This window comes from Paenibacillus sp. JNUCC32, from assembly GCF_014863545.1.
Classification (GTDB): domain Bacteria; phylum Bacillota; class Bacilli; order Paenibacillales; family Paenibacillaceae; genus Paenibacillus_AQ; species Paenibacillus_AQ lautus_A.
In genome coordinates, this window is record NZ_CP062260.1 from 4617303 (window position 1) to 4640000 (window position 22698).

Consider the following 22698-nt stretch of genomic DNA (forward strand, 5'->3'; position numbering starts at 1 on the left):
CCTCTCCGTATAATCGAGGAATCACCCGCCGGTTGTTCGGCGGGTGAACTTCTTCATCTGTCTCGTATTATATAAGAACGCTATTACTCGCCAGCTCCACCACTGTTGAGGTCTTTCACTTGAGTTACAGCTTTATCCAACGTTTCTTTCACGTCTTTGTTGTTGTCCCAGATCTCAGCCAGCGCAGCGCCTACTGGAGACCATACGTTAGCCATTTCCGGTACGGAAGGCATCGGCTGGGAAGATTTGAACTGCTCCGTGAATGCCGATACATACTCGTCGTTCTTGATTTGATCGTCTTCTTGAGCTTCGTTGTTGGTCGGAACCGAACCAACCAATGCGCTCAATTGCAATTGTGCTTCTTTGGACGTTGCGAAGTCGGCGAACAGACGAGCTGCTTGCGGATACTTCGTGAACGAGCTTACGTACCAAGCTTTGATACCGGAGAACGATACGGCAGGCTGACCGCCGATCGTCGGGATTGGAGCAACGCCGAGCTTGTCGCCAAGCGCTTCTTTGTATCCGCCAAGCTCCCAAGGTCCGTTAATGTCCATCGCCAGATCGCCGGCCGTGAACAATCCGCGTTTGATATCAGGCGTAATATCGCCGGATTTTACCGGAAGGATTTCCTTAAGGCTTGCATATACTTCCATGCTCTTCACTGCGCCTTCGTTGTTAAGGCCGATATCGTTGACGTCGGCACCGCCGTTACCGAAGATGTATCCACCGTTGGAAGCAAGGAACGGATAAGCGAAGTACAGGTTGCCTGTCTCGAACATGAATCCATACTTGTTCTTGGATTTGTCGGTGAAGGTTTTGCTGAATTCGATAACCTCTTCCATCGTTGTCGGAACTTCTTTTACCAAGTCCTTGTTGTAGTACATCAGGTAAGTTTCCGCAGCGCGAGGGTATCCGTACAGAACGCCGTCATAGCTTACGCCTTGGATGGCGGCTTCCGTGTTGTTGCTTTTCGTTTTTTCTTCATAAAAATCGTTAGGCAGAACCAGGTTTGTCGCTACGGCTTTACCCAGGTTATCGTGAGGGAACAGTACGACGTCGGCAGCCAAGCCGGATGGTCCGTCTTGCGCAAGCTTGGTTACTTGATCAGTTGGGGACAATTCTTCAATGGTCACTTCAACGCCGTATTTCTCGGTAAATTCTTTGGCGACCGCATCGGTGTAAGCTCTTTCGTCCCGGCTTTCCCATACGACCAATTTCGCGCCTTCTTCTGGCTTAAGTTCCTGTGTCTCTGTATTTTCGGCCGGCGTTTCCTGTGCTGGCGGAGTCTCAGCAGGTGCCTCCGTAGCTGGAGCGGCCGTATTTCCTCCGCACGCTGTAATGGAGAACGCCAACGTGAAGGTTGCAGCTAGCGTAAGTAACTTCTTCATCTTCATTCCATGATTACCCCTCTCAATAAATGATCAGAAAATGTTGGAAATCTGCGCAAACGATTTCAGAAAATTTTCAGCGTCTCTTTTTCTATGTAGCATCTGGCGAGATACTCAGGAAAAATCCCGTTGAGAAAGCGCTTCATTCACTGAAAACATCATACAACATTTAATATCGAATGTAAAAACGTTTGCACAGATCATTTTTCCCCGTTTTAGGCATATAATCTTCTATTATCTTCGGTGTTCACTGTATTTCGTAAGTTATCATAAAAATAGTTGTGCAGATCCTGTGCAATCCTGTCATTCTGCACGTTATTTGAGACAAGAAGCCATCATAAATGCCTGCTTGTTGAACAAACGTTTGCACAATAGTGGGAAATAGAAACAGATGTGCCCGGGTCTGACATGAGCGGATCTTGCCTCTAAGCTTGGCTTCCCCATGCATTTCCGATAACAGCAAGAAAGGACTACCGCTTGTGATCTTTAGAAACCGATCTGCGGCAGTCCTTTATTTTTACGCATGGTTGTTAGTGAATGAGCTTGCTTATTGCAGTGCTTTCAGCGCAATATCCGTCCGGTTAAACTTGCCTTCGAACGCAATCGCTTCTGCCCGTTCATAGGCTTTCGCGCGTGCCGCAGCGATATCTGCGCCTAAACCGACAACGCCCAGGACACGTCCCCCGTTCGTTCTCCAGGTTCCATCGGCATCGCGAGAAGTGCCCGCGTGAAATACGATCGTCCCGTCCTGCTCGTTGTCCAGGCCGGTGATCGCGATTCCTTTCGGATACGATGCAGGGTAACCGCCGGAAGCCAGTATGACGCATACGGCTGTTTCATCGCCCCACTCCAGCTCAAGATCAGCCAGGGTTCCGTTCACGGCAGCAAGGAAAACGTCAAGCAGATCGGTCTTCAGGCGCGGCAATACAACCTGCGCTTCCGGATCGCCGAATCTGGCATTGAATTCAATGGTCTTCGGTCTGCCGTCCGGCGTGATCATCAATCCGGCAAACAGAACGCCACGGAACGGACGTCCTTCGGCAACCATCGCTTTTGCCGTAGGCTTGATGATCGTCTCAATGGCCTCTTCGATGATGGACGGCTGAATATGAGGCAATGGCGAATACGTTCCCATTCCTCCGGTATTTGGCCCCTGGTCCCCGTCATAGGCCGGCTTGTGATCCTGCGCGGCTGACATCGGCTTCACGGTTTCTCCGTCCACAAAGGCGAGGATCGACATTTCCTGGCCTTCCAGGAACTCCTCGATAACTACGCGGCTTCCGGCATCGCCAAACACCTTCGATTGCATGATGTCGCTGAGTGCCTGCTCGGCTTCCTCGATGGTCCGCGCAACGGTAACGCCCTTGCCTGCTGCGAGCCCGTCCGCTTTGACGACGATTGGCGCGCCTTGCTGGCGCAAGTAAGCAAGCGCCTCCTCGTAATTGTCGAACTTCGCGTAAGCCGCTGTCGGTATGCCGTATTTATGGAGCAGATCCTTCATGAAGGTTTTGCTGCCCTCGATTTCGGCCGCGTTTTTGCGCGGACCGAATACCGGGATGCCCGTAGCGTCAAACGCATCCACGATGCCTTCCGCCAGCGGATCATCCGGACCGACAACAATGAGACCCACCTGCTTCTCTACTGCGAAAGCCGCCAGCTTATCAAATTCCGATACCGCAATCGGCACGCACTCGGCCAGCTGCCCGATTCCGGCATTGCCCGGCGCACAGTAAATGGTGCCTGCTTTCGGGCTCTTTGCCAGTGCCCAAACGATGGCATGCTCTCTTCCGCCGCCTCCGATAACCAAAATATCCATGGTTTACCCCTCCCGAATCATTTCATATTGCCCGCGATATCGTTTCATTGCATGAATCATTTACGGGGCAAAGCGATAAGTCGACCTTTCGCCCCTTAAACGTAAAGGCGGCGCGCGCTAAGCGCGGCGTCGCCTCTATATGTTGCTGAATCAAAGGTGATCCTTCAGCAGCAGCCTGACGGCTGTAGCAAAGCTCCCTTTATATGCTCATGAATTAGTGCTTGAAATGTCTCACACCGGTAAAGACCATGGCGATCCCGTATTCGTTGGCAGCCTTAATGGATTCCTCATCCTTAATGGAGCCGCCCGGCTGAATGATGGCGGTAATGCCGGCTTTCGCCGCAAGCTCCACCGTATCGCCCATCGGGAAGAAGGCATCGGAAGCGAGAACCGCGCCTTTGGCTTTCTCTCCCGCCTGCTCCACCGCAATGCGCGCGGAACCGACACGGTTCATTTGACCTGCGCCTACGCCGACGGTCATGTCGTCAGCCGCCAATACGATTGCGTTCGACTTGACGTGCTTAACCACCTTCCAGCCGAAAAGAAGCTGCTTCAGCTCGGCTTCGGTCGGCTCGCGGTCCGTCACGACCTTCAGGTCAGCCGCATCGAGGGAATGCACATCGCTTTCCTGCACGATCATGCCGCCTTCGATGGTGGTTACGGCAAGCGTGCTTTGGCGCTCCTTGGCCGAGCCGAACTCGCCCATCTTCAGCAGGCGGATGTTTTTCTTTTTCGTCAGAATCTCCAGTGCCTCCGGCGTGAAGTCCGGTGCCAGGATAATTTCAAGGAAAATATCCTTCAGCAGATCGGCCGTCGGAGCGTCAATCGTCCGGTTTGCGGCCACGATGCCGCCGAAGATGGACGTCGGATCCGCATTGTAAGCTTTTTGATAAGCTTCCAATACATTCGTCCCGATGCCGACGCCGCAAGGATTCATATGCTTCACGGCCACCACGGTCGGCTCGTCGAATTCCTTCACGATCTGGAGGGCCGCGTTTGCGTCATTGATATTGTTGTAGGAGAGCTCTTTGCCGTGCAGCTGCTCGGCGGTCGTCAACGTTCCCGCAGGAGCCAGCGGCTTCCGGTAAAATGCCGCCTTTTGATGCGGATTTTCGCCATAGCGAAGATCCTGGATCTTCTCGTAGGTGACGCTAAAGCGCTCAGGAAGCGGATCCCCTGTCACATTCGACAAATAATCGGAAATGAGCGTATCGTAGGCAGCCGTATGACGGAATACCTTGGCTGCAAGGCGCTTCCGGGTTTCCAGCGTCGTATCGCCGCCGCCGCGGATTTCCTCGATCACGCTGCCGTAATCCGCCGCATCGACAACCACGCTCACAAAAGCATGGTTTTTCGCAGCCGAACGCAGCATCGTCGGCCCGCCGATGTCGATATTTTCGATCGCATCTTCATACTCGACATCCGGCTTCGCGATCGTTTCCTGGAACGGGTACAGGTTCACCACGACCAGATCGATGTAATCGAGGCCCAGCTCCTGCATTTGACGCTGATGCTCCTCGCTGTCACGAATGGCAAGCAAGCCGCTGTGCACCGCTGGATGAAGGGTTTTGACGCGTCCGTCCAGAATTTCCGGGAATCCGGTCACATCGGAAATGCCGATGACAGGAACGCCTTCTTTTGCTAGAAGGTTCTTCGTCCCTCCTGTCGAAATGATCTCTACACCCAATGAAGACAACTCGCGGCAAAATTCCACGACGCCGGTTTTGTCCGACACGCTGACCAAAGCTCTTTTGATACCCACGTTCATACCCCCTATTTTGAATGAAAATCTACTAAGTTAGGCCTGTCTTGATACCGTAGATGCTGTCGAAGATCCATAATTGCAAATTATTTCCCGAGAAATATCGAACATGTCGATTCACTGTAAGACCTTGTCCGCTTTTATTACAAATGCCTATTAGGCAATCGTCACATTCCGCCCGTTCAGCGAAATCCGCCCCTGGGCAAACCAGGAAACGACTTCAGAGTATAACTTCTGCTCCACGGCGTGAATGCGTTCTGCCAGCGTTTCCGCCGTATCGCCGTCCTTGATTTCAACGGCCTTCTGAGCGATAACCGGCCCGGTATCCATGCCGCCATCCACGAAATGCACCGTGACGCCGGTCATCTTCACGCCATACGCAAGCGCTTGGCCGATCGCGTCTTTACCTGGAAAAGCAGGCAGGAGCGAAGGATGAATATTGATAATCCGTCCGTTATAGAACTCGACAAAGGAAGGACTCAATAGCCGCATATATCCTGCAAGGACAATTAATTCGACACCGCGCTGCTGAAGCTCTGCCGCAATTTCCCGTTCGTAATCTTCCTTTGAGGCATATTCCTTCGGCTGAAAGGCGAATACATCCACATTCGCCGCTTTAGCCAGCTCCACGACGGGAGCCTGTGGCTTGTCGCATACCAGAATGCTGATCTCGCCGCCCAGGGCTCCGCTTTGCTGCGCATCGACCAAAGCCTGAAAGTTGCTGCCTCTTCCGGAAGCGAACACCGCCATCCGAAACGCTCTCATTACACCTCAGCTCCCGTGAAGGTTACGATGCGCTCGCCTTCGGTCACGCGGCCGATGACATAAGCCTCTTCGCCTGCGGAGCGGAGGAATTGCAGCGCCCCGTCAGCATCCTGCTCCTTGACGACAAGCACCATGCCGATTCCCATATTAAATGTCGTAAACATGTCCTTGTTCGAAATGTCGCCTTTTTCCTGCATCAGCTTAAAAATCGGCAGAATCGGCCAAGCGCCGTATTCGATGTCGACGTTGACGCCATCCGGCAGCATGCGCGGAATATTTTCGATGAATCCGCCGCCCGTGATATGCGCCATGCCCTTTACTTCGATCTCTTTCAGCAGTCCGAGCAGCGGCTTCACGTAAATCTTGGTTGGTGCGAGCAGTACGTCGCCAAGACGTCCGCCCAGTTCCGGGAGTTCCTGCTGCAGCGAGTAGCCGGCATCCTCCAGAAGCAGCTTGCGGACGAGCGAGAAGCCGTTGCTGTGCACGCCGCTGGATGCCAAACCAATCACCGTGTCGCCTGCCGCGATATTCGACCCGTTGATCATTTTGCTCTTGTCGACAATGCCTACGGTAAAGCCCGCGATATCATACTCGCCTTCGCTGTACATGCCCGGCATCTCCGCCGTTTCCCCGCCGATCAGGGAACAGCCCGCTTGATTGCATCCGTCGGCGATCCCTTTGACGATGGATTCGATTTTGGACGGAATGACCTTGTCGCACGCTAAATAGTCGAGAAAAAAGAGCGGTTCTGCGCCCTGCACCACGATATCGTTCACGCACATCGCTACCGCATCGATGCCGATGGTATCATGTTGGTCCATCGCGAATGCAAGCTTCAGCTTTGTGCCGACGCCATCCGTGCCTGAGACGAGTACCGGCTCTTCATATTGGTCTTTATTCAGCTTGAACAGTGCGCCAAAACCACCGAGGTCCGTCATGACTTCCGGCCTGAAAGTCGTTTTGACATGCTTTTTCATCCGCTCTACCGCTTCGTTGCCTGCAGCGATATCCACGCCTGCTTGTTTGTAAGTATCAGACACGCGCTCAACACTCCTTTTTCGTTATGACGAAAGTATCAGTTCACACATCATTTATGGGCTTAATCAATAATCAGCTTAAGAGGTTGTTCTAACCAACCTTCTCGGTGCTGAAAACCGACCTTTTTGAATATTCACTTAAAGGGTGTATCCGAGAAAAAATGGCTGTCCGCTGCGCAGAATCAGCAGCTGCAGCCCATCTTCTCTTCCCCGTTGAAATCAATCTGCGTCGGGTACTCATTATCAAAGCATGCCATGCACAAGCCGCCTTTAGGGCTGTGCTCATCATAACCGCCAATGGCGGATATCAGTCCCTCCGGACTCAGGAACGACAGGGAATCCGCATTGATCTCACGGCAGATTTCCTCGACGCTTTTCTCGGAGGCGATCAGCTCCCTGCGGTCCGGCGTATCGATGCCGTAGAAGCATGGGTTCTTGAACGGCGGCGACGTAATTCGCACATGCACTTCAGTCGCGCCTGCTTCGCGAAGCAGATTGACGATCCGGCGGGACGTGGTTCCCCGTACGATGGAATCATCGATCATGACCACCCGTTTGCCTTCGACCACGCGCCGTACCGCGCTCAGCTTCATCTTCACGCCTTGCTCGCGCAGCTCCTGGCTCGGCTGAATGAACGTCCGGCCCGTGTATTTGTTCTTGATCAATCCCAGCTCGTAAGGAATGCCCGTCTGTTCGGCATAACCGATGGCGGCCGAGATGCTGGAATCCGGTACGCCCGTGACCACATCCGCATCCACGAACGATTCCAGGGCCATTTTGCTGCCCATCCGTTTGCGGGCCGAATGCAGGTTGGAGCCGTTCAGATCGCTGTCCGGACGGGAAAAATAAATATATTCCATCGCGCACAACGCTTTGCGTCCCGCTTCCGTGTAACGCTCTTCCCGAAGCCCGTTCCGATCGAGGATCAGCAGCTCCCCGGGAGCGACGTCGCGAATCGCCTCAGCTCCGATAACTTCAAGCGCACAGGTCTCGGAGGTGAAGATGTACGCATCGCCCAGACGACCCATCGTGAGCGGACGGAGTCCGTTCGGGTCCGAGGCGACGAGCAGCTTGTCATTGGTCATGAGCAGAAACGCAAAGCCGCCCACCAGGCGCTGCAAGGCATCCTTGGCAGCCTCGACAAAATCCTTCGGCGAACGCGCGATCAGATGCGCAATGACCTCCGTATCGCTGGTCGTCTGGAAAATGGAGCCTTCCATCTCCAGCTCGCGCCGAAGCTTCGGCTCGTTCACGATGTTGCCGTTCGTGGCAATCGCCAGATTGCCCTCACGGTATTTAAAGACGAGCGGCTGCGCATTCGTCAGCCTGCTGTCCCCGCTGGTCGAATACCGGACATGCCCGATCGACATGCTGCCCTGCAGCGATTCCAGCTTGTCTTTATCAAACACTTCTTTTACCAGCCCCATACCGCGGTGATAATTGAAATTCTCGCCGTCGGCCACGCAGATTCCCGCGCTCTCCTCGCCGCGGTGCTGGAGGGCGTGAAGCCCGTAATAGGAAAGGGAGGCGGCATCGGGATGCCCAAACACCCCGAATACGCCGCATTCTTCTTTTAAGGTATCGAAAATATCGCTCTGACCTGTTCCCTCATTGTAGTAATCCCCTGTCCACAGTCCTTCGGGTATCAGTTCATGAGACATGGAATGGCATCCTCCCAGACGGATTTCAAAGCCTCCACGGATTCTTCCAGCGCAGAAGCACCGTTAATGTTAATGCTAAGCTTGTTTCCGCCGACTACGCCAAGCGCGGTAAAAGGAACGCCCGCTTCTTGCAGGAGCTTCTCCAGCGCATTCTTGTGATCAGGAGACGCGGACAGCACGATCCGGGATTGGCTCTCGCTGAACAGCGCCACGTCGTTGCGCAGATCGGTTGCCCATTTCACGCTCGCGCCGATGCCGCCGCTGATGCAGCTTTCCGCAAGCGCTGCTGCAAGTCCGCCCTCCGACACGTCATGCGCGGATTGGACCAGACCCGATTGGATGGCTTTCAGTACGCCGCCGAGCAATTTCTTCTCGGTATCCAGGTTCAGCTCCGGCGGTCTTCCTTCCGACACTCCGTGCAGGATCGCTTGGAACTCGCTGCCCCCCAGTTCGGCACGGGTATCGCCCAGAACGTAGATGGCATCGCCCTCCGCCTTGAAGGCTTGCGTCGTAATATGATCCGTATCATGGATCAGGCCGACCATGCCGACAACCGGCGTCGGATAAATCGCGCCTTTGGCATTCTCGTTGTAGAGGCTGACGTTTCCGCCGATGACCGGCGTTTCAAGCTCACGGCAAGCTTCCGCCATGCCGTCCACGGCTTTTTCCATCTGCCAGAAAATTTCCGGCTTCTCCGGGCTTCCGAAGTTCAGGTTATCCGTAATTGCCAGCGGTTCGGCACCGGAGCACACGATATTGCGCGCCGCTTCGCTGACCGCGATTCTGCCGCCGAGCTCAGGGTCGAGGTAGACGTAACGACCGTTGCAGTCCGTTGTCATCGCCAGGGCTTTACGCGTTCCATGTACCGTTACGACGGCTGCATCCGAGCCCGGACGAACGGCCGTGCTGGTGCGAACCATGTAATCGTATTGGTTGTAGACCCATGCTTTGCTCGCAAGGCTTGGCGAAGCGAGCACCTTCTTGAGGGCGCCGCCCAAGTCCTTCACTTCTTCATAACGGAGCGTATCCACCGCAGCCTGCTCTTGATAATAAGCCGGTTCTTGAGATGGTTTGTTATAGATCGGGCACTCGTCGACCAGTGCTTTAACCGGCATGTCGCCAACCACCTCGCCGTGGTGGATCAGCTTCAGGCGGCCATCGTCCGTTACCTTGCCGACTTTGGCGCAGATAACGCCCCAGCGCTCGAAGATTTCGCGCGCTTGCGCTTCATGCTTCGGCTCAACGACGAACAGCATGCGCTCCTGGGATTCCGACAGCATCATTTCATAAGGCGTCATGCCCTCTTCGCGCTGAGGCACCTGATCCAGGTACAGCTCAAGACCGTTGCCTGCTTTACTTGCCATTTCTGCACTGGAGCAAGTCAATCCGGCTGCGCCCATATCCTGAATGCCCAGCACGATGCCGGAATCGATCAGCTCAAGGCAGGATTCCATCACGAGTTTCTCCATGAACGGATCGCCGACCTGAACGGCCGTACGGTTCGCTTCGGATTCCTCCGTCAGTTCTACGGAAGCGAAGGTCGCGCCATGGATGCCGTCGCGGCCAGTTGGTGGCCCGACATAGAAGACCGGATTGCCTACCCCTTTTGCAACGCCGCGCTGAATCTTGTCATGGTCGATAACGCCTACGCACATCGCATTGACCAGCGGATTGCCTTCGTAGCTCTCGTCGAATACCACCTCGCCGCCTACCGTCGGGATTCCGATGCAGTTTCCGTAGCCGGCTATGCCGGATACGACGTGTTCGAACAAATATTTAACGCGATCGCTCTCCAGCTTGCCGAAACGAAGCGAGTTCAGTATCGCTACCGGTCTTGCCCCCATGGAGAAAATATCGCGGATTATGCCGCCTACGCCCGTAGCTGCGCCTTGGTAAGGCTCTACAGCGGAAGGGTGGTTATGGCTTTCGATTTTGAATACGACCGCTTGGTTGTCGCCGATATCGACGATCCCTGCGCCTTCGCCCGGACCCATCAGGACGCGCGGGCCGCTTGTCGGGAAGCGGCGAAGCAGGGGCTTGGAGTTTTTGTAGGCGCAGTGCTCGGACCACATGACGCTGAATACGCCGATTTCCGTGTAATTCGGCTTGCGTCCCATGAAGGAACAGATCAGCTCATACTCGCTGTCCGAAACTCCCATTTGCTTGTAAATCTGATGCTCTGCGATCTGTTCTGCCGTCGGTTCCTTAACGGACGTTTGCTGCGCCATGAGTATCCCTCCATGCCTGTAATATGGATGTAAACATTGCTTTACCGTCATCCGAGCCGAGCAGGCTGCTCACCGCGCGCTCCGGATGCGGCATCATGCCGATCACGTTGCCGCGCTCGTTGCAGATGCCCGCGATATCCTCGATCGAGCCGTTCGGATTGTCTTGATACGTAAATACGATTTGCCGGTTGTCCCGGAGCTTTTGAAGCGTTTCTTCATCACAGTAATAGTTGCCCTCGCCATGCGCGATCGGAATGACAATCTCTTGTCCCTCCGCGTAATCGCGGGTAAACGGCGTTGTATTATTGTTCACTTTAAGCACCGTGTCATGGCAGCGGAATTTCATCGAATCGTTGCGCCGCAGGGCTCCCGGAAGGAGTCCGGCTTCCGTCAAGATCTGAAATCCGTTGCAAATGCCCAGAATATACTTGCCCTCTTCCGCCGCTTTCGCCACTTCGTTCATGACCGGGGCGAACCGGGAAATCGCACCACACCGCAGATAATCTCCATAGGAGAATCCGCCGGGTACCAAAATACAATCGTATGGGGAAAGGTCCGTTGCCGTATGCCATACATAATCCACCGGCTGACCGATCGTCTCTTCTACCGCCTTATAGCAGTCAATGTCACAGTTGGAGCCAGGAAAGACCAGCACTGCAAATCTCATTGGTTTAGCCCTCCAATTCATAACGGTAGTTCTCTACCACCGTATTGGCCAGAAGCTTCTCGCACATTTCTTTCACTCGCAGCTCGGCTTCCTCACGGTTGTCCGTACCCAGCTCAAGCTCCATATATTTACCGATCCGCAGGCTCTCCACTTCCTTGTACCCAATCGAATGAAGCGCCCCCTGCACCGCTACCCCTTGAGGGTCCAATACGCTCTGCTTAATCGTGACGTAGACCTTTGCTTTCAACATTGTATCCTGTTCCTCCTCGGTATATATGAATGAAATGGTTTATCAAAGCTTACAGGCTAACACCCGTGATTCGGCTGTAAATATCGCTGTAGCGGCGGGTCGTCTCCTCCACCACGGCTTGCGGCAGCGGATCCGGCTCACTGTTCTTATCCCAATCGGACGAAGCAAGATACGTGCGTACCGGCTCCTTATCCATACTGTCGATCTCAATGTCGAGCGCATAATTCTTCTCATCCCAGAAACGGGAGGAATCCGGCGTGAAAATCTCGTCGATCAGAACGATCTCTCCGTCGATCAATCCGAACTCAAACTTGCAATCGGCCAAAATAATGCCTTGCTTACGGCAGTAATCGCGGGCAAACTTGTACAGCATCAGGCTTTTGTCCTGCAGCTGCAATGCCAGTTCCTCGCCGACAAGCTCCTTCATGCGGGAAAGCGGGATGTCCTCGTCATGACCGACATCGTTCTTGGCCGCCGGCGTGAAGATCGGCTCCGGAAAGGCCTCGTTCTTGCGCAGGCCCTCCGGCAGCTGAATGCCGTTGACCTCCCCCGACGACTGATACTGCCTCCAGCCTCCGCCGGTGATGTACCCGCGCACGACGCATTCGATATCGATGCGCTCGGCCCTCCGGCACACCATGATGCGTCCGTCCAGCAGGTCCTTGTCCTTGACGGCATCGCCCAGCAGGTTCACGTCGGTATGCACGACATGATTGCGGATTAGCTGCTCCGTTTGTTCGAACCAGAAGGCGCTCAGCTTGTTCAGCACGGTTCCTTTAGCCGGCACGGGCGGCTCCAGCACATAGTCAAAAGCGGAAATACGGTCGGTTACTACGATGAGTACGTGCTCGCCCAGGTCGTACAATTCACGAACCTTGCCCTTGTACAGCAGCGGTACGTTGACCAGATGAGTGGCGGTCGATAATGCCGGTAATGTCATGTGTTCCTCCCCTTAGACTAGAGATTGTCTGCCTGTCATCACTACGAATGCGGATTATTTTTCCGATCTCTGTTGCCCCCAGATTTCTGTTACATAAGATTTAATGGTTGAAATCCGGGGGCAGCATATGCTTTCGATGCTAGCTTTCCGATGGAAATCTTTCAGGAGACCGCTATCGCTTCTCCAAAACAATTCCGCCTTCTCCGTTGTAGAAATTGAATTTCTCTAGATCTTTTATGAATGCGGATTAATTTGGTATCTTAATTACTCCAGTCCCAGCTTGGCAAAAATCGTATCCACATGCTTCAGATGCCAGCTTGGATTGAAGGCATCTTCGATCTCTTCGGCGCTGAGCACCTCGGTGATCTCAGGCGTGGATTCCACGATCTCGCGGAATTGACGCTGCTCTTCCCACGCCTGCATGGCGCGTGGCTGAACGGTGTCGTACGCTTGCTCGCGGCTGAAGCCCTTGTCGATCAGCTTCGTCAGGATCCGGCCGGAGAAAGGAACGCCATATGTGCGGGCCATGTTGCGCTTCATGTTCTCCGGGAAGACCGTCAGGTTCTTCACGATGTTGCCGAAGCGGTTCAGCATGTAGTTCAGCAGCATCGTAGCGTCCGGCAGGATGATACGTTCTACCGAGGAGTGGGAAATATCCCGCTCATGCCAGAGCGACACGTTCTCGTAAGCGGAAACCATGTGGCCGCGAATGACGCGGGCAAGGCCCGAGATGTTCTCCGAACCGATCGGATTCCGTTTATGCGGCATTGCGGAGGAACCCTTTTGTCCTTTGGCGAATGCCTCTTCTACTTCGCGAACCTCACTCTTCTGGAGCGCGCGTACTTCGGTAGCGAATTTCTCGAGCGAAGTAGCGATAAGGGCAAGCGTCGCCATGTATTCCGCGTGACGGTCACGCTGCAGCGTCTGGGTCGAGATCGGCGCCGCCTTCGTGCCGAGTTTGCGGCAAACGAATTCTTCGACCGAAGGATCGATATTAGCATACGTGCCGACAGCACCCGAAATTTTGCCGTACTGCACGCCGTCAGCCGCATGGCGGAAACGCTCCAGATTGCGGATCATTTCTTCATGCCACAGCGCCATTTTCAAGCCGAAGGTCGTCGGCTCTGCATGCACGCCATGCGTTCTGCCCATCATCGGGGTATGCTTGTAAGCCAGTGCTTTCTCTTTCAAAATACCGATAAAGCGCAGGATGTCCTGCTCCAGAATATCGTTGGCTTGCTTGAGCAGATATCCCATCGCGGTATCCACCACATCCGTCGAAGTCAAGCCGTAGTGGACCCATTTGCGCTCCTCGCCAAGGCTTTCCGACACCGCACGGGTAAAAGCGATGACATCATGGCGGGTTTCCTGCTCGATTTCGTAAATCCGATCTATATTGAAGGTCGCATTCTGGCGAAGCTTAACGGTGTCCTCCTTCGGAATGACGCCAAGGTCGGCCCATGCCTCGCATGCGCACAATTCCACTTCCAGCCATGCTCTGAACTTGTTCTCCTCGGTCCAAATCGCCCGCATTTCCGGTCTGCTGTAACGTTCAATCATCGTTTAATCCTGCCTCCAAATATTAGTTTTCTCTACCCATTCGAGCGCGTCATCGACGTCCCCGCACAAGAGGTTGATATGTCCCATCTTGCGGTTAGCCTTCGCCTCGCTTTTGCCGTAAAGATGAAGCTTGGGCACAACGCCGAGAGACTCTGCAAGCGCGTCGTGCTCTCCAAAACGCCGTACCGCTTCCTCCAGATGCTGCCCCAGGAGGTTCACCATGACGACCGGGCTCAGCAGCGTCGTATCCCCGAGCGGCAGATCGCAAATCGCTCTCACATGCTGCTCGAATTGAGAGGTTGAGCATGCCTCCATCGTGTAGTGCCCCGAGTTATGCGGACGAGGTGCAAGCTCATTCACGAACAACTCCCCCTCCTCGGTCACAAACATCTCGACGGCCAGCAGGCCAACAGCTCCCAAACCTTCAGCCACGCGTTCCGCGAGCTGGCATGCTTTGCGCTTTACTTCGCTCGGCACGCGCGCAGGCACAATCGACAAGTGCAAAATATTGTTGACGTGCACGTTCTCTGCCGGCGGGAAGCTCTTCACGATGCCGCTGGGCGTACGCGCCGCAATGACGGAGATCTCGCATGCGAACTTGACGAACTTCTCCAATACCAGCTCAGTCCCGCTGGCAGCCAGCTCCTTGTAAGCCGATTCGAGTTCATCTTCGCTGCGGAGAACCGCTTGCCCTTTACCATCATAACCTCCCGTGGCGGTCTTTAGCACGCATGGAAGTCCAAGTTCGGAGGCGGCGGACAACAAATCTTCCAAGCTTGTTATTTCACGATACGGTGCAACCGGCACGCCGGCCGCTTCGATCGCGGCCTTCTCGCGCAAGCGGTGCTGCGTAGTGTACAGCAGCTTGCTTCCCTGAGGAACATAAGACTGCTCCTCCAGAAGCTGGGCCACGCCCGCATCGACATTTTCGAATTCGTAGGTAATGACATCGGCCTTCGCCGCGAGCTGCCGGGCAGCCTCGACGTCGTCGTAACGGGCCGTAACCTGCTCGGCCATCTGGCCGAGCGGAGAGTTTGGCGTCGGATCAAGGGTGACAAACGAATATCCCATCCGGATTCCGTCCAGCGCGATCATTCGTCCGAGCTGCCCGCCGCCGAGTACGCCAATGACGGAACCCGGCAAAAGCTTTCTGCCGGATGCTCGCATCTGCTGTGCTCCGTTCTCCATCATAGGTTATCGCTGCTTTCCAGCACTTCGTCCCGGATCCGGTCCCGGCGCGCTTGCACTCTTTCGCGAATCCCTGCATCCGAGGTGCCCAGAATTTGGGCTGCGAGCAACCCGGCGTTCGTGGCTCCGGCTTTGCCGATCGCTACGGTTGCCACCGGAATGCCCCCTGGCATCTGTACGATCGACAGCAATGAATCCAGACCCTTCAACGCTTTCGATTTAACCGGAACGCCGATGACCGGCAGCACCGTTTTCGAAGCGACCATCCCGGGCAGGTGCGCAGCTCCGCCGGCTCCGGCGATAATGACGCGAAGCCCCCGGCCCTCCGCTTCCTCGGCATAACGGAACATCAGGTCCGGCGTCCGGTGAGCGGATACGACTTTTTTCTCATAAGGAATTTCAAGCTCGTCTAGCACCTGGCATGCATGGGACATCGTATCCCAATCTGATTGGCTTCCCATAATGACTCCTACTTGTGCTGTCATGAGTTACCCCCGCTTTCTGCGAAATTCGACATTCATATGACTGCTGAAAAAAAAGTCCGATCCCGTAAACACAAAGTTCTGTGCAGGTCTCGGACATACAAGGATTACGAACGCTGCCGCCTGCGTCAAGCGGAAGAGTCTTGCGCATCCGCCGCCTAAGAAGCAAACATGAAGCCAAGCCCCGTCGTTGCCGCACCGTTTGTATTCCTTCGTAGTCCGAAAATTTACGGTTTTCGGGTAGAGACTTCCGGGCCATATCCCCGGCTTTATACGAGACATATTCAATTTCATCAATCATGCTTCATAAGTTATTTTGAACCTCAACATCCTCAGTTTATCAATTTCTGACACCTAATGTCAACCTAAACACGAACAATCGGATTTATAGAAAAAATAATGTTCGTATCTGGCAAGTGAGCATGCAGCAGCAAAAACTTCCTGGAGACTGCGGGCTTTAAAAGGCGTGGCAAATGTCGGACATGAATAGCTGTAAGCAGTACATGTTGAGCAATTGGCAGCGCTGCGCTGACGCATCGTGATTCCGATCGCTGTTAAACACGGGAAACTGGATTGAACTATAATGGAGGTTTCCCGTGTTTAAAGGCGAACGCTGGCGCTTCTCCATCCACGATTCGTCCGCTCCGCTGGAGTTTCTTCAATGAAGAATTTTATGCTGCTGCATTGAGGGTAAGGGAAAAGTGTTATCGCAGAATAAAATAAGACCGTATTCTGCTCTTTCATTCATTACTTGCAAGGAAGATGGGGGCGAGTGTCGAAATCTTATCATCCGACGTGACTATGAAATACGACAAAATATCTAATCAGACATTTATATTTGGATGTCACTAAGCAGAATCTATTTCTAAGGAGGAACCAATGGCTATCTATTTCGTAAGGCATGGTCAGGACGAAGAAGGATATCGCGGAGGATGGAGCCAGCGCGGGCTCACCGATGAAGGGATCAGGCAAGCGGAGAAGCTGGGGCAGTACTTGAATGAACACAAGCATGAATTTAATATCCAGCGGATCATTTGCAGCGATCTGCAAAGGTCTTGTCAGACAGCCGCAATCATTGCTGATAAACTTAGCCTGCCGCTGATCGGCTCCGAGGAATGGCGGGAGACCAACAACGGTCTGCTCGCTGGAATGCCCCACGCATTAGCGGAAGAGAAATTCCCCGGGATGTATTTTTCCAGCTTACGGATGGACGAGAAATACCCTGGAGGTGAGAGCCCGCTAGAAAATTTCCAGCGGATCAAGGATACCTTCACCAAACTATGCCAGGATCAGGAATCGGCGGATCATCATGAGAACGTACTGGTTGTCACACACGGGGGAGTGATCAACATCATTTATCATCTAATTAAAGATACGGCTTGGACCAATAAGAATCCGTTCTTCCCGGCGGCGAACACCGGGCTGCACCGAATCGAGTATCGCGACGGGCGTTGGGAGCTTACCATCGAGAATGCCACCCCTCACTTATAATCGAGCATCGTACATTCACGTCATGCCTGTTCTACCGCTCCCCATGCTTGATGGCATCTACATATTGTTTGGCTTCAACCAGAGACAATCCCAATTCTTCCCTTACGGTTTTAATCGCTTTAATATCCTGCCCTTCCTGCAGCAGCCGTTTGACTTCCGCAGGCACCGGCGGCTCGGGTATTCCTAAATGGCTTGCGATTTGGTTCAACGCGGCCTGCTGCCGTTTCATTCGCTTCTCTATGGCCGTCATTCGGCTTGAAGCCATAAGTCCGACCAGAACGACCAAGATGATAAGAAGTATAATTTCCATAGGACCTCCTTTGACCAAATAATCACGAACACCCAACATGAACTGCGCTATAAGAAAAAAATCGATCGACGTATCTCATAAGAAGATAGACCGCATTTGACGATTTTTTTCTTGCGAGATCAGGAGGGTGAGTCGACTGAAGTGTATACGTTCCTATCAAAAAGGGACGCCTTCGCGTCCCTTCCACATTATTTTACGACAAGTACCGGAATCGTTGCATGCTGCACCACGTTATGGCTGACACTGCCCAGCACGAACTCGCGGATGCCGCCAAGACCGCGGCTGCCGATGACAATCAGGTCACTGCCGTTCTGATCCGCATACTCCAGGATGACCTCGGCCGGAGGACCCTGGATCATCTCCACTTGACCGTTAACGCCCGAATTCTCGATCCGCTCGCGGATTTCCTCCGTCGTCTGCACGGCCAGATCGTAAACATCTTTATTGAGTGAAGCTGGAATCGGGGCAAGCCCTTCCCCAACGAAGAAGCGAGGAAAATCGTAAGCATGAATGACATCCAGCGTCGCTCCCGGCGTTACCTTGGCAAGTTCCACTGCACGTCCGAGCGCTTTATTCGCTGCTTTGGAGCCGTCGTAAGCTAGAAGAATTTTAGTAAAAAGCATACAGGCCACCTCTTTCTGTTGTTAAAAGACCTACTACTTATTATTAAACAGCTTCATACCGGTATGAAACGAGCTTGCCGACTAACTGTCGGCGACACCCCTATGTAAATCATGGCAACAAACAAGCTAACCCCAGAAATACGTATACAATGCAACGTTTACGACTAGCAGCAGCGGTACTCCGACTTTAAATGATAAATGCCTCGTCTTATGACGCTTGCGGTACATCGCGATCCATACGCCCAAAGCCCCGCCTATGGCGGCCAACAGAAAAAGCGTCCTCTCCGGAACGCGATCCCGCCCCAGCCGGGCACGCCGTTTATCCTCGGACATGACCAGATAGGCTACCGCGTTGATAAAAATAAACCAAACGATCAGTGCAGGTCTCACGTTGGTTCACGCACCCCCATTTCAACTGATCGATCTTGCCAATCAGCCATTAGCTATACGTTCTACCGCTATTATAAAACCGCAGGCTGATGAAGACAATGCCCGGCCATGCCTTAGGGGCATGACGCCAAGCGCTGTCCCTGATGCCATTACGAGGACACCGGCCGGCGGTTGTAAGATCCGACCGGCCCGTGCCCGGCATAATGACAACCCAAACATTTCTTAACCGCCACGAGCCATCAAGATTCGTTCTTGGATATTTCGTTCAGGCTCGGAACATAGTCTGCAGCCTTTTTCGGCTTGAGGGTTTTGCTCTCCTCCAGAATGCTTGATTTGTTCTGCTGGTTTTCGGTCTTTCTCGCTTTATGGTTCGGCATGCAAATCACCCCCTGTCCGTAGAATGGGCCATTGCACCCGAGGTTATGCTAACAACGGCAAGAAAAACGCAATCCATCTTAGCCCTATGAGATTAACGCTCGAGAGACTATTCCTTCCCTTTCTGCTCAAGCGCTGCCTTCAACAGATCGCCCAGGTTGGAACCGATCGACTCCTGCTTGCTGTACTGCTGCACGAGCTTCCGCTCCTCGCGTTTGTTCACGTGCTTGGCGTCCTTCTTCAGCGTTTCCGTAATGCCGCAGCCAAGGCACTGCACGAACAGCCCCGCCTTGCCTTCCTTCATCTCCATCTTCTTATGGCACTGCGGACAACGGCGGTTGGACAGGCGTTTCTCGCCTGAGCGCTTGTACCCGCAATCGTCACTCGGGCAGACAAGCAGCTTGCCGCGCTTGGTCTTCTTCTCGAGCAGCCGTGTGCCGCAATCCGGACAGTGGCTGTTCGAAACATTATGCGGCTTGTATTCCGCTTCGCTTCCCTTCACGTCCGTGACCAGCTTCTTGGTCATATCCCGTATGCCGCGCAGGAACGGTTCCGGCTTGCCCTGCCCCTTCGCGATCCGCTCGAGCTCGGCTTCCCACCGCGCCGTAAGCTCCGGCGTCCGGAGCTCCGGAGCAACCAGCTCGATCAGCTGCTTGCCTTTGCCTGTCGGATGGAGGGTTTGCCCCTGCCGTTCGATCGTGTCGGAGCTGACCAGCTTCTCGATGATGTCGGCCCGGGTTGCCGGGGTTCCAAGGCCGTGCTTCTCCATCTGGGAGAGCAGCGCCGCCTCGTTATACCGCTTCGGCGGCTGGGTCCGTCCCGGCTTCAGCACGCAGCGGACCACCTTCACCGATTCTCCTTCTTTCAGCTCCGGCAGGAGCTTGCCCGAAGAAGATGGGCCTTGACCATCGTCACTCTCGTCGTCCGTGTCATCCTCATAGTCGCCACCATACACCTCGCGCCATCCGCTGTCCTTGATCGTTGTCCCTTTCGCATAGAGCTGTTCGCCTTCAATCTGCACGGTCACCGATACGTTATCGTAACGGGCAGGAGGATAGAACAAGCTGATGAACCGGCGCACGATGAGATCGTACAGCTTGCGTTCATCGACCGACAGCTGATTCAGCAGCACGGTCTGTTCGGTAGGAATGATGGCATGGTGATCCGTAACCTTGCTGTCGTCCACGACCCGTTTGCCTGGCGACAAATTCTTGCGAAGCAGCGGGCGCGCAATGGACGCATACGGTCCGATCGCAATGCTCGACAGCCTTTCCTTCAACGTCCCGACCATATCGGATGTCAGGTAACGGCTGTCCGTGCGCGGATAGGTGACCAGCTTATGCTGCTCGTACAGTCGCTGCAGCACATTCGAGGTCTGCTTGGCCGAGAACCCGAATCGGCGGTTGGCATCCCGCTGCAGCTCGGTCAAATCGTATGCCAGCGGATGCGGTTCGGTTTTCTCGCTCTTTTTCACGCTCACGATTTTTCCCGTGCTGCCTTCCAGCTTCTGCTTCAGCTTGGCGGCCTTGTCCTTCTCGAATAAACGGCCGTCTCCGCCGGCCGGACGCCACGAAACCTCAAAGCTTCCGAGATCCGCCTGCAGCGTCTCGTATTCCTGGGAGCGGAAATTCACGATCTCCTTCTCGCGGTCCATGATCATTCCGAGCGTCGGCGTCTGAACCCGGCCTGCGGACAGCTGCGCATTGAATTTGGTCGTCAGCGCGCGCGTCACGTTCAGTCCAACCATCCAATCCGCTTCAGCCCTGCAGCGTGCGGACTCGTACAACCGGTCGAACTGCTGCCCCGGCTTGAGGGATGCGAAACCTTCCTTGATTGCCTTATCCGTCTGGGAAGAAATCCATAACCGTTTGAACGGCTTGTTCCACTTCGCCATTTTCAGGATCCAGCGTGCAAGGAGTTCCCCTTCGCGGGCGGCATCGGTGGCAATAATCATCTCCCCGACGTCCGAACGCTTCATCAGATGCTGCACCGTCTTGAACTGGTGGCTTGTTTCCTTCAACACCTTAAGCCTCGTGTTGTCCGGCAGGATCGGCAGATCCTCCAGCGCCCAGGTCTGGTACTTCTTATCATAGTCCTCGGGTTCGGCAAGCCCCACCAAATGTCCAAGCGCCCAGGTCACAATATATTTCGGTCCTTCAAAATAATTCTTCTGCTTCTCGCGGCTGCCCATCACTCTCGCAATTTCCTTCGCAACGGACGGCTTCTCAGCCAATACTAATACTTTCATAGCCCTCCCCTTCCTCTGTTCCCCTATTATAACCTCCCAGCGATTGTTTCCACAAAAACGAATCAGATCATTTTCTTCGCCAGCCGGGTGAACGCATGATGGGCACATGCCGGACAGCCCTGCTTCTTCAAATCCTCGATCGTGGTAAAATCGCCCTGCACGCCCACCTGCAGCTCGCTCTGGCATTGGGTGCATCGGTAGGTTCGGACCGTCCGCCGAACCTCGCCTGTATAAAGCTCATCCTCAAAAGAACCCTTAATCGGCGGATCCGTATATTCCGTCGTTGTCAGCACGATCATTTGGCCGCTATTGCCGATCATCTGCGCTCCGATATATTGATTGAAATGAAGCTGAACCTGTCTGACCGACAACCCCATGCGGACGAATTCGCGCTGCATGGACCATGTGAAGTCGGGTGATTTATGCGCAAACGAGAGAAAGATGGGGCAGCCCTTCACAGGCTTCAACGCGCTGAGGCCACGGGACAAGAACAAGGTCAAGCCTTGGAGCGTATACGGCGGATCCGTGAAAAAGCAATCGTATTGCCCTTTCCATTCCTGGGGCAGAGGCCGTCTGAGATCGGCATGCCTGCATGTAACCGATACATCTTCCCTTGCAGCCACGTCACCGATAAACCGCAGGAAGCGTTCATCGATATCCATCACGGTGAGGCCCGCTCTCTGCCCCTTGGCGTTCGGGAAGAGCCGTTTCAGCAGCAGGCCAAGCGAAATGCTCACGAGATCGTCGTCGCCCACGCACAGGATGTTTTTCCCGATCAGGCTGTGCTCCCTCAGGCACAGAATCGCCCTCCTGAGACTCGTCTCGACTGTGCATTGGGATTGGTCGATTTGAACATCGACCTGCGGGCGCTGGTCCAGAATCTCCGTGAGTCTCGCCAGCACATCGGAAAGCTCCGTCCGCCAATCCGCTTCGCCGGCCAGCAGCGTATGATACAGATCGATATCGATGCCGCCGTATCCCAGCTGTTGTTCGACATAGAGCTTTCCGGCAGAGGTGCAGCGCACTCCCCGCTCTTGAACGAGTGCTCCGGCTTTGATGAACTCCTTCTTGATCGCGGCAGCGACCGGAAGCGGCAGACAGGTATGGCGTGCCAGCTCCTTGGTGGATATGCCCGGGCGCATATAACTTGCTGTCAGCAGCTGTTCGATCACCTGGGTACCTTCCTGCAGGGAAACCTTCTTTTTTACCTCTTCTATATAATGGATCATGTGAAATCACGCTCTCTTCCTGAGTATGGGTTGCACTTCCCCTGGAAAAGAACACACACGACCCCCTGCGAGCTGATAAACCGACATGAAAAAGGGACAGAAGTCCATGAACCATCGTCCACCTTCTGCCCCTTGAGCGGGAAGCCGTACCCAGGGTACGGCTATGTACAGTCAATATGATTATGGATGGCTGTTGTGTTCTTAACCAGGTGGACTCCAGCCTTCGAGCCATCGCAAATAAACCTCGCATCAGTAAGGTTTTTTCGCAAAGCGCTTGCCAGAGTCCTA

20 protein-coding genes and 1 riboswitch are annotated in these 22698 nt (G+C 54.2%); of the genes, 1 reads left to right on the top strand and 19 read right to left on the bottom strand.

Annotated elements, in window-relative coordinates:
• Positions 1 to 83 precede the first annotated feature (83 nt).
• The 13 genes from JNUCC32_RS20550 to purE all read right to left on the bottom strand — a co-directional run bounded on the left by JNUCC32_RS20550 (position 84) and on the right by purE (position 15747).
• On the bottom strand, positions 84 to 1394 hold the full coding sequence (locus JNUCC32_RS20550) for a sugar ABC transporter substrate-binding protein (protein ID WP_009592303.1): 1311 nt from the start codon (positions 1392 to 1394) through the stop codon (positions 84 to 86).
• Positions 1395 to 1935: 541 nt separating this feature from the next.
• Positions 1936 to 3204, bottom strand: a complete 1269-nt coding sequence (purD, locus tag JNUCC32_RS20555) for a phosphoribosylamine--glycine ligase (protein ID WP_192569695.1) — start codon at positions 3202 to 3204, stop codon at positions 1936 to 1938.
• 214 nt (positions 3205 to 3418) lie between these two features.
• Entirely contained in the window at positions 3419 to 4966 is a 1548-nt protein-coding gene (gene purH / locus JNUCC32_RS20560; protein ID WP_036661938.1) for a bifunctional phosphoribosylaminoimidazolecarboxamide formyltransferase/IMP cyclohydrolase, read from the bottom strand.
• A 156-nt stretch (positions 4967 to 5122) separates the two neighbouring features.
• The gene (gene purN, locus JNUCC32_RS20565) at positions 5123 to 5731 is read right to left on the bottom strand and encodes a phosphoribosylglycinamide formyltransferase (RefSeq protein ID WP_096774969.1); all 609 of its coding nucleotides are present in this window, start codon (positions 5729 to 5731) and stop codon (positions 5123 to 5125) included.
• Positions 5731 to 6771 (bottom strand): phosphoribosylformylglycinamidine cyclo-ligase, encoded by a 1041-nt coding sequence (gene purM, locus JNUCC32_RS20570; RefSeq protein ID WP_096774968.1) that lies wholly within the window; start codon positions 6769 to 6771, stop codon positions 5731 to 5733. Before purM ends, purN begins: the two co-directional genes overlap by 1 nt.
• 179 nt (positions 6772 to 6950) lie before the next feature.
• Positions 6951 to 8429 (bottom strand): amidophosphoribosyltransferase, encoded by a 1479-nt coding sequence (purF, locus tag JNUCC32_RS20575; RefSeq protein ID WP_009592356.1) that lies wholly within the window; start codon positions 8427 to 8429, stop codon positions 6951 to 6953.
• Complete coding sequence (purL, locus tag JNUCC32_RS20580; RefSeq protein WP_096774967.1) at positions 8414 to 10657, bottom strand: phosphoribosylformylglycinamidine synthase subunit PurL; 2244 nt, start codon at positions 10655 to 10657, stop codon at positions 8414 to 8416. Before purL ends, purF begins: the two co-directional genes overlap by 16 nt.
• Entirely contained in the window at positions 10635 to 11324 is a 690-nt protein-coding gene (purQ, locus tag JNUCC32_RS20585; RefSeq protein WP_012819095.1) for a phosphoribosylformylglycinamidine synthase subunit PurQ, read from the bottom strand. The genes purL and purQ overlap by 23 nt, the downstream gene beginning before the upstream one ends.
• Positions 11325 to 11328: 4 nt before the next feature.
• On the bottom strand, positions 11329 to 11574 hold the full coding sequence (gene purS / locus JNUCC32_RS20590; RefSeq protein ID WP_012819094.1) for a phosphoribosylformylglycinamidine synthase subunit PurS: 246 nt from the start codon (positions 11572 to 11574) through the stop codon (positions 11329 to 11331).
• A gap of 49 nt (positions 11575 to 11623) precedes the next feature.
• Positions 11624 to 12514 (bottom strand): phosphoribosylaminoimidazolesuccinocarboxamide synthase, encoded by an 891-nt coding sequence (locus tag JNUCC32_RS20595; protein WP_036661950.1) that lies wholly within the window; start codon positions 12512 to 12514, stop codon positions 11624 to 11626.
• 264 nt (positions 12515 to 12778) lie between these two features.
• On the bottom strand, positions 12779 to 14074 hold the full coding sequence (gene purB / locus JNUCC32_RS20600) for an adenylosuccinate lyase (protein WP_009592336.1): 1296 nt from the start codon (positions 14072 to 14074) through the stop codon (positions 12779 to 12781).
• Positions 14075 to 14077: 3 nt separating this feature from the next.
• A complete protein-coding gene (gene purK / locus JNUCC32_RS20605; protein ID WP_192569696.1) occupies positions 14078 to 15265 on the bottom strand; it encodes a 5-(carboxyamino)imidazole ribonucleotide synthase in 1188 nt (395 codons plus the stop codon).
• On the bottom strand, positions 15262 to 15747 hold the full coding sequence (gene purE, locus JNUCC32_RS20610; protein ID WP_009592351.1) for a 5-(carboxyamino)imidazole ribonucleotide mutase: 486 nt from the start codon (positions 15745 to 15747) through the stop codon (positions 15262 to 15264). The genes purK and purE overlap by 4 nt, the downstream gene beginning before the upstream one ends.
• 192 nt (positions 15748 to 15939) lie before the next feature.
• A riboswitch (purine riboswitch) is annotated at positions 15940 to 16041 on the bottom strand.
• A 582-nt stretch (positions 16042 to 16623) separates the two neighbouring features.
• On the opposite strand from purE, the gene JNUCC32_RS20615 reads away from it, so the two are divergent.
• The gene (locus JNUCC32_RS20615) at positions 16624 to 17235 is read left to right on the top strand and encodes a histidine phosphatase family protein (protein WP_192569697.1); all 612 of its coding nucleotides are present in this window, start codon (positions 16624 to 16626) and stop codon (positions 17233 to 17235) included.
• Positions 17236 to 17266: 31 nt separating this feature from the next.
• Here JNUCC32_RS20615 and JNUCC32_RS20620 read toward each other — a convergent pair whose 3' ends face one another.
• The 6 genes from JNUCC32_RS20620 to JNUCC32_RS20645 all read right to left on the bottom strand — a co-directional run bounded on the left by JNUCC32_RS20620 (position 17267) and on the right by JNUCC32_RS20645 (position 22410).
• Positions 17267 to 17545 (bottom strand): hypothetical protein, encoded by a 279-nt coding sequence (locus JNUCC32_RS20620; RefSeq protein WP_096774963.1) that lies wholly within the window; start codon positions 17543 to 17545, stop codon positions 17267 to 17269.
• A gap of 188 nt (positions 17546 to 17733) precedes the next feature.
• Positions 17734 to 18168 (bottom strand): universal stress protein, encoded by a 435-nt coding sequence (locus tag JNUCC32_RS20625; protein WP_012819089.1) that lies wholly within the window; start codon positions 18166 to 18168, stop codon positions 17734 to 17736.
• A 126-nt stretch (positions 18169 to 18294) separates the two neighbouring features.
• The gene (locus tag JNUCC32_RS20630; RefSeq protein WP_012819088.1) at positions 18295 to 18558 is read right to left on the bottom strand and encodes a DUF1294 domain-containing protein; all 264 of its coding nucleotides are present in this window, start codon (positions 18556 to 18558) and stop codon (positions 18295 to 18297) included.
• Positions 18559 to 18797: 239 nt separating this feature from the next.
• The gene (locus tag JNUCC32_RS20635; RefSeq protein ID WP_012819087.1) at positions 18798 to 18935 is read right to left on the bottom strand and encodes a hypothetical protein; all 138 of its coding nucleotides are present in this window, start codon (positions 18933 to 18935) and stop codon (positions 18798 to 18800) included.
• Positions 18936 to 19042: 107 nt separating this feature from the next.
• Positions 19043 to 21181 (bottom strand): DNA topoisomerase III, encoded by a 2139-nt coding sequence (locus JNUCC32_RS20640; RefSeq protein ID WP_096774961.1) that lies wholly within the window; start codon positions 21179 to 21181, stop codon positions 19043 to 19045.
• A 62-nt stretch (positions 21182 to 21243) separates the two neighbouring features.
• Entirely contained in the window at positions 21244 to 22410 is a 1167-nt protein-coding gene (locus JNUCC32_RS20645; protein WP_192569698.1) for a bis-aminopropyl spermidine synthase family protein, read from the bottom strand.
• Between the last annotated feature and the right edge of the window lie 288 nt (positions 22411 to 22698).